This is a genomic window from Microbacterium sp. AR7-10 (assembly GCF_001878835.1).
GTDB lineage: Bacteria > Actinomycetota > Actinomycetes > Actinomycetales > Microbacteriaceae > Microbacterium > Microbacterium commune.
This window is the reverse complement of sequence record NZ_MJIR01000038.1, coordinates 1-6,041: the sequence shown is the minus strand read 5'-3', so window position 1 is coordinate 6,041 and position 6,041 is coordinate 1. Positions and strand designations below refer to the sequence as shown.

Below are 6,041 nucleotides of genomic sequence, written 5' to 3'. Positions count from 1 at the left end.
GTCGATGAGGTCAGGGCGGGCGGTGTTCACCAGGACAGTCCCCGGCCGCATCCTGGCGAGGCGCTCGGCCGGGTGAACTACCACGAGCACCTGCTCCAGGTCAGCCCGCTTCTTCCCGGTGACGAGCTCGACGACGAGAGCGCCTCCCGCGCCGAGGCGACGCTGCTGCAGCGCAGCGGCTTCGCCGCGATGGTCGACGCGACGCCGTTCGGCCTGGGGCGCGACCCCGAGGCGGTGGCGCGCATCAGTGGCGCGACCGGCCTCGCCGTCGTCGCGACCACCGGCCTGCACCGAGAGGCGCACTACGGCGACGACCACCCGCTGCAGGTGTGGGATGTCGAGCGCCGGGCGGCGCTGTTCACCGCCGAGGTGCAGACGGGTATGGCGGCCGACGACGCGCAGACCTTCGAACGCCCCGACGTCGCTCTCGCCCGCACCGCCGAGGGCGCCCCCGTGCACGCCGGGATGCTGAAGGGCGGCATCGGCTACTGGTCGATCAGTGCGTTCGAGCGTGCGACGCTCGATGCCATCGCGATCGCGCATCGTGCCACCGGCGCCCCGGTGATGGTGCACCTGGAGTTCTGCACGGCAGCGCACGAGGTGCTCGATCTGCTCGCCGCTGCCGGCGTCGCCGAGCACCGCGTCGTGCTCGCGCACGCTGACCGCGACCCGGATGCCGGGCTGCATGCCTCACTGTCGGAGCGCGGCGCCTACCTGGGCTACGACGGCTTCGCCCGCCCCCGCACGCGCTCGGATGCCGAGCTGCTGGCTCTCACGGCATCCGTGGTCGAGGCGGGCGGTGGCGAGCGGATCGTGCTCGGCGGCGACGTCGCGCGCCGCACCCGGTACATCTCCTACGGCGGGATGCCGGGCCTGGGATACCTCGGCGACCGCTACCTGCCGCGACTCACCGCCCTCATCGGCGAGGCGGCAGTCGAGCGGATGCTGATCGACAACCCCGCCCGACTCCTCTCCCTCTCCCACTGACTCCCCTCCCCTCCCCCGCAACCGCTTCTCGCTCCGGTATCAGTTTGTGCCGCCTGTTGCGCGCGGCAGCGGCACGAACTGATACCGGAGCGAGGGGCGGTTCTTTGCAGACGGGGGCGGTGCACACGGGGGCGGATGCAGACGGGGGCGGATGCAGGAAGAGGAGCATGCAGGAAGGGCCCCTCACCGTCGGTGAGGGGCCCTTCCTGATCAGAGCGTCAGCGGATCACTCGTAGAGGACCGCGGCGATCTTCGGGTCGTCGATGTTCTCGGCGTCGTACCAGTACGAACCGGTGTCGTAGAACTCGTCGAGCTTCTCGCCCTTGGCGGCGGCGACAGCCGACTCCACGGTGCGGGCGCCGATGCCGATCGGGTCCTGCGTGATCGCGCCGGCCATGATGCCGTCCTTGATCGCGTTGACCTGTGCCGCACCCGAGTCGAAGCCGATGATGGTCAGCTTGCCCTTCTCGATGCCGAGCTCGTTGACCGCGTTGACCACACCGATCGCCGAACCCTCGTTGGTGCCGTAGATGCCCTTGAGGTCGGGGTGAGCGGCGATCATGCTCTTGGCGATGTCGGCCGACTTCAGGTGGTCGCCGTCGCCGTACTGGATGTCGACGATCTTGATGTCGGGGAAGTCCGCCTCGATCTTCTCGACGAAGCCGTCGCGACGCTCGACACCGGTCGAGTTGATCTGCGAGTGGCCGACGATCGCGACCTCGCCCTTGCCGCCGATGAGCTTCGCCATGTGTTCGGCTGCCAGCGCTCCGGCGGCCTTGCTGTCGGTCGCGGCCAGGCTGAGTCCGACGTCGCCGTTGCACGGCGCGTCGAAGTACACGACCGGGATGTCCTTGGACTTGGCCTGCTCCAGCGGCGCGACACAGGCCTCGGGGTCGAGGGCGGCGTAGCCGATCGCATCCGGGTTGGCGTTGATCGCCGTGGTGAGCATGTCGAGCTGCTGGGCGATCTCGGTCTCGGCAGCGGGGCCCTCGAACGTGACGCGCACGCCGAGCTCCTTCGCCTTCTCCTCGGCGCCCGTCTTCACGGCCTGCCAGAACTGGTGCTGGAAGCCCTTCGACACGAGCGCGACATACATCTCGCCGTCCGAGGATCCTGCGTCGCCGCCGGGGTTCTCGCTGACGACGTCGCCGCCGCCGCAGCCGGCGAGGGCGATCGCGGATGCCGCGAGGAGAGCTGCGAAGGCAGTCTTCTTCTTGCTGAATCGCATGGAAACTCCATTGTTCTCTGTGTGTGGGCTGATCGGGTGATCAGCCGCGGGTGATGGTGCGGGAAGAGGCGTTCAGTTGCGCTGGCGGTTGCGCAGCGAGTCGAAGAACACGGCGAGCAGCACGACGACACCGACGACGATGTTGCGCCACTCGGTCTGGATCGACAAGATGCTGAGGCCGTTGACGAGCACGCTCATGATGAGCGCGCCGATCACGGTGCCGATGATCGAGCCGCGACCACCGAGCAGCGAGGTGCCGCCGATGATGACCGCGGCGATCGCCTGCAGCTCGTAGCCCATGCCGATCTGCGGCTGCGCCGAGTCGAGGCGCGCGGCGATGACGACTCCCGCGACGCCGACGAAGGCACCGGCGAACATGTAGACGAAGATCGTCCAGCGGCGGGTGTTGACGCCCGAGAGGCGGGTGGCCTCCTCGTTCGAGCCGATCGCGAAGGTGTAGCGACCGAGCAGGGTCTTCGACAGCACGAGCGCGGCGACGATCGCGAGCACGATCGTGATGAGCACTGCGTTCGGGATGCCCGGGATCAGCACACCGAGCGCGATGCGCTTGAAGTCGGGGGCCGAGGTCGAGAAGTAGATCGGGCGCACGTTCGAGATGACCAGGGCGAGACCGCCCGCGATCATCATCATCGCGAGGGTGGCGATGAACGGCGGCAGACGCAGGACGGTGATGTTCACGCCGTTGACCAGGCCCATCAGCACGCCCGTCGCGATGCCGCCGAGCACGCCCACCCAGATGGGCAGGCCCCAGTTCGTGATGAACACACCGGTCATCACCGCGCACAACGCCATGCCGGTGCCCAGCGACAGGTCGATGCCGCCGGTGATGATCACGAACGTGGTGCCGAGCGCGAGGATCGCGATCACCGCGGTCGACAGGAGCACGGTGGTGAGGTTGCTCACCGTGAAGAACGCGGGGCTGGCGATCGCGAAGAAGATGACCAGCACGACGAGCGTGCCGAAGGCCAGCGACTGCTGCAGCTGGCGCTTCAGCATCCCGCTGATGTCGCGCTTGTCGGTGTTCTCGGCGACGGCCTGCTGGACGACGGTGGTCGTCGATCCGGACTGCTGCGGCGTGCTCATTCTTCTTCCTCCCCATGGGCGGCGAGCTGCATGATCTTCTCCTGGCTGGCTTCCTCGTTGCGGAGGGTGCCGGTGATCCGACCGTTCGCGAACACGGCGATGCGGTTCGCGACGCGGAGGATCTCCGGCAGCTCCGATGAGATGACGATGATGGATTTGCCGGATGCCGCGAGCTGCTGCATCAGGCGGTAGATCTCCTCTTTGGCTCCGACGTCGATGCCGCGGGTGGGCTCGTCGAAGATGAGGATGTCGCAGTCGCGCATCAGCCACCGGGCGATGACGACCTTCTGCTGGTTTCCTCCCGACAGCAGCTTCACGATCTGGTTGACCGACGGGGTCTTCACCCGCAGCTGCTGCACGTAGTCCTTGGTCTGGTTCTTCGCCTTGCGGTCGCCCATCCAGCCGATCGCGTTGGCGTAGGAGTCCAGCGAGGCCAGCACGGTGTTGAACGTCACATCCTGCTCGAGCATGAGACCGAGCAGCTTGCGGTCCTCGGAGAGGTAGCCGATGCCCCGCTTGACGGCGTCCTCGGGCTGGCGGATGCGCGCCGGCTTGCCGCCGACGTTGATCGTGCCGGCGTCCTTGCGGTCGGCGCCGATGATGGCGCGGGCGGTCTCGGTGCGACCGGCCCCCATCAGCCCGGCGAAACCGAGGATCTCGCCCTTGTGCAGCTGGAACGAGACATCCTTCAGCAGCGTCTTCGTCGACAGGCCCTGCACGTCGAGCACCACGGGATCGCCGGCGTGCTCGCGTGCCTCGGGGCGGGTGCCCTCGTCGATCGCGCGGCCCACCATCATCTCGATGATCCTCGGGATGCTGATCTCGGACTTCTCCAGTGATCCGATGTAGGCGCCGTCGCGCAGCACACTCACCCGGTCTGCCAGCCGACGCAGCTCGTCCATGCGATGCGAGATGTAGACGATGCCGGTGCCGCGCTGCTTGAGCTGCTCGATGAGCACGAAGAGGGTCTCCACCTCCGCGTCGGTGAGCGCGGATGTGGGCTCATCCATGATGAGCACCTTGGCGTTGAACGAGAGGGCCTTGGCGATCTCGACCATCTGCTGCTCGGCCACCGTGAGATCGCCGACCTTCCTGCGCGGGTCGAGCTTGATGTCCAGGCGCTGCAGCAGCTCCTCGGTGCGGCGGTTCAGCGCGCGCTCCGACAGGAAGGGGCCGGTCTTCGGCTCGCGGCCGATGTAGATGTTCTGCGCGACCGTGAGGTCGGGCATCATGTTCAGCTCCTGGTGGATGATCGTGATGCCCAGCTGCTGCGCCTGCAGCGGACCGGTGAGCTCGATCTGCTCGCCCTCGAAGGTGATCGTGCCCGCGTCGCGGGTGTAGATACCCGAGAGGATCTTCATGAGGGTGGACTTGCCGGCACCGTTCTCGCCGACCAGCACGAGCACCTCACCGGGGTGCACTTCGAGGTGCACGTCCTGGAGCGCCTGCACGCCGGGGAATCCCTTGCTGATTCCCTCCATCCGGAGGATGGGATCACTCATGGGCACCTGCTCCCTTGAAGGTCTTGCGGATCCCGCGGTTGTGGAATCCATTTCAAACATCGGATCAATTGTGCGTCGGTCTCACCGCTCGCGCAAGTGCATCTGACAGTACGTGACCAGATCGTCGTGCGGAAGACCTGTAATGACATCTTGCCAGACATGTAATAACATCTTGGTCACGACGGCGTGCGAGGTGCGTGCGCCCGGAAGGAGAGTCATGCTCATCGGCGCGCACGCCCTGGTCTTCACCGGCACCTTCGACGAGCAGGGGCTGCGTCGGGCGATCGAGGGGGCCAAACGGGCCGGCTTCGACCTCGTCGAGATCCCGCTGATGGACGTCGCGGGGTTCGACGCCGACCTGGCCGGACGCCTGCTGCGTGACAACGAGCTGGCGGTCACGGCATCCCTCGGGCTGACCGCCGACACCGACCTGACCAGCGAGGATCAGGCCGTCGTCGCCGCCGGCGAGCGGATGCTGGAGCGCTGCCTCGATCACGTCGCCGCCATGGGCGGCGACGTGCTGTGCGGCGTGATCTACTCCGCCATGCAGAAGTACGGCGCTCCGACCACCGAGCGCGGGGTGGCGAACAGCCGCGCCGCGATCGCGCGCCTCGCCGAGAAGGCCGCGCAGCGCGGCATCCGCCTCTCGCTCGAGGTCGTGAACCGCTACGAGTCCAATGTCTTCAACACCGGACGGGGAGCGCTCGCCTACCTCGACAGCGCCGGGCTCGACGGGGTGTCGGTGCACCTCGACACGTACCACATGAACATCGAGGAGTCCGATCTCTTCCAGCCCGTGCACGACGTCGCCGCCGCCGGTCGGCTCGGCTACGTGCACATCGGCGAGAGCCACCGCGGGTACCTCGGCACCGGCTCGGTCGACTTCGGCGCGTTCTTCCGCGCCCTGCACGACGTGCGCTACGACGGCCCGGTGGTGTTCGAATCGTTCTCGTCGGCAGTGGTCAGCGCCGAGCTGAGCAACACGCTCGGCATCTGGCGCAACCTCTGGCAGGACTCCGATGACCTTGCCGCGCACGCGAACCGCTTCATCCGCGACGGCCTGCACGCCGTGCGCACGATCGACCTCCACTGACCGGCCACCCCTTCTCGCTCCGGTATGAGTTCTGTCTCTTATACACATCTGACGCTGCCGACGAACTCAAAAAAAAAAAAAAGAACACGCTCGTGTGGATAACTACATTCAGATCGTCAACAGACAC

General features: G+C 67.0%; 5 protein-coding genes. 2 read left to right on the top strand and 3 right to left on the bottom strand.

Going from position 1 to position 6,041, the window contains the following annotated elements; translation table 11 throughout:
- Positions 1–72 precede the first annotated feature (72 nt).
- Positions 73–987: a phosphotriesterase gene (locus BFN01_RS04195; RefSeq protein ID WP_071641894.1), complete on the top strand. Its 915-nt coding sequence runs from the start codon at positions 73–75 to the stop codon at positions 985–987.
- A 226-nt stretch (positions 988–1,213) separates the two neighbouring features.
- On the opposite strand, the gene BFN01_RS04190 is transcribed toward BFN01_RS04195, so the two are convergent.
- The 3 genes from BFN01_RS04190 to BFN01_RS04180 form a co-directional block, all read right to left on the bottom strand.
- The gene (locus BFN01_RS04190; RefSeq protein ID WP_071641892.1) at positions 1,214–2,215 is read right to left on the bottom strand and encodes an ABC transporter substrate-binding protein; all 1,002 of its coding nucleotides are present in this window, start codon (positions 2,213–2,215) and stop codon (positions 1,214–1,216) included.
- 72 nt (positions 2,216–2,287) lie between these two features.
- The gene (locus BFN01_RS04185) at positions 2,288–3,319 is read right to left on the bottom strand and encodes an ABC transporter permease (protein WP_083428639.1); all 1,032 of its coding nucleotides are present in this window, start codon (positions 3,317–3,319) and stop codon (positions 2,288–2,290) included.
- Entirely contained in the window at positions 3,316–4,821 is a 1,506-nt protein-coding gene (locus tag BFN01_RS04180) for a sugar ABC transporter ATP-binding protein (RefSeq protein WP_071641890.1), read from the bottom strand. Before BFN01_RS04180 ends, BFN01_RS04185 begins: the two co-directional genes overlap by 4 nt.
- 217 nt (positions 4,822–5,038) lie before the next feature.
- Between BFN01_RS04180 and BFN01_RS04175 the strand changes: the two genes are divergently transcribed.
- Positions 5,039–5,914 carry a sugar phosphate isomerase/epimerase gene (locus tag BFN01_RS04175; protein ID WP_071641886.1) on the top strand — a complete coding sequence of 292 codons (876 nt, stop codon included), beginning with the start codon at positions 5,039–5,041 and terminating at the stop codon, positions 5,912–5,914.
- Positions 5,915–6,041: the final 127 nt, after the last annotated feature.

Excerpts from the sequence above, each read along its gene's own strand:
- BFN01_RS04190 (WP_071641892.1), bottom strand. The coding sequence starts at position 2,215 with ATGCGATTCAGCAAGAAGAAGACTGCCTTCGCAGCTCTCCTCGCGGCA.
- BFN01_RS04185 (WP_083428639.1), bottom strand. The coding sequence starts at position 3,319 with ATGAGCACGCCGCAGCAGTCCGGATCGACGACCACCGTCGTCCAGCAG.
- BFN01_RS04180 (WP_071641890.1), bottom strand. The coding sequence starts at position 4,821 with ATGAGTGATCCCATCCTCCGGATGGAGGGAATCAGCAAGGGATTCCCC.
- BFN01_RS04175 (WP_071641886.1), top strand. The coding sequence starts at position 5,039 with ATGCTCATCGGCGCGCACGCCCTGGTCTTCACCGGCACCTTCGACGAG.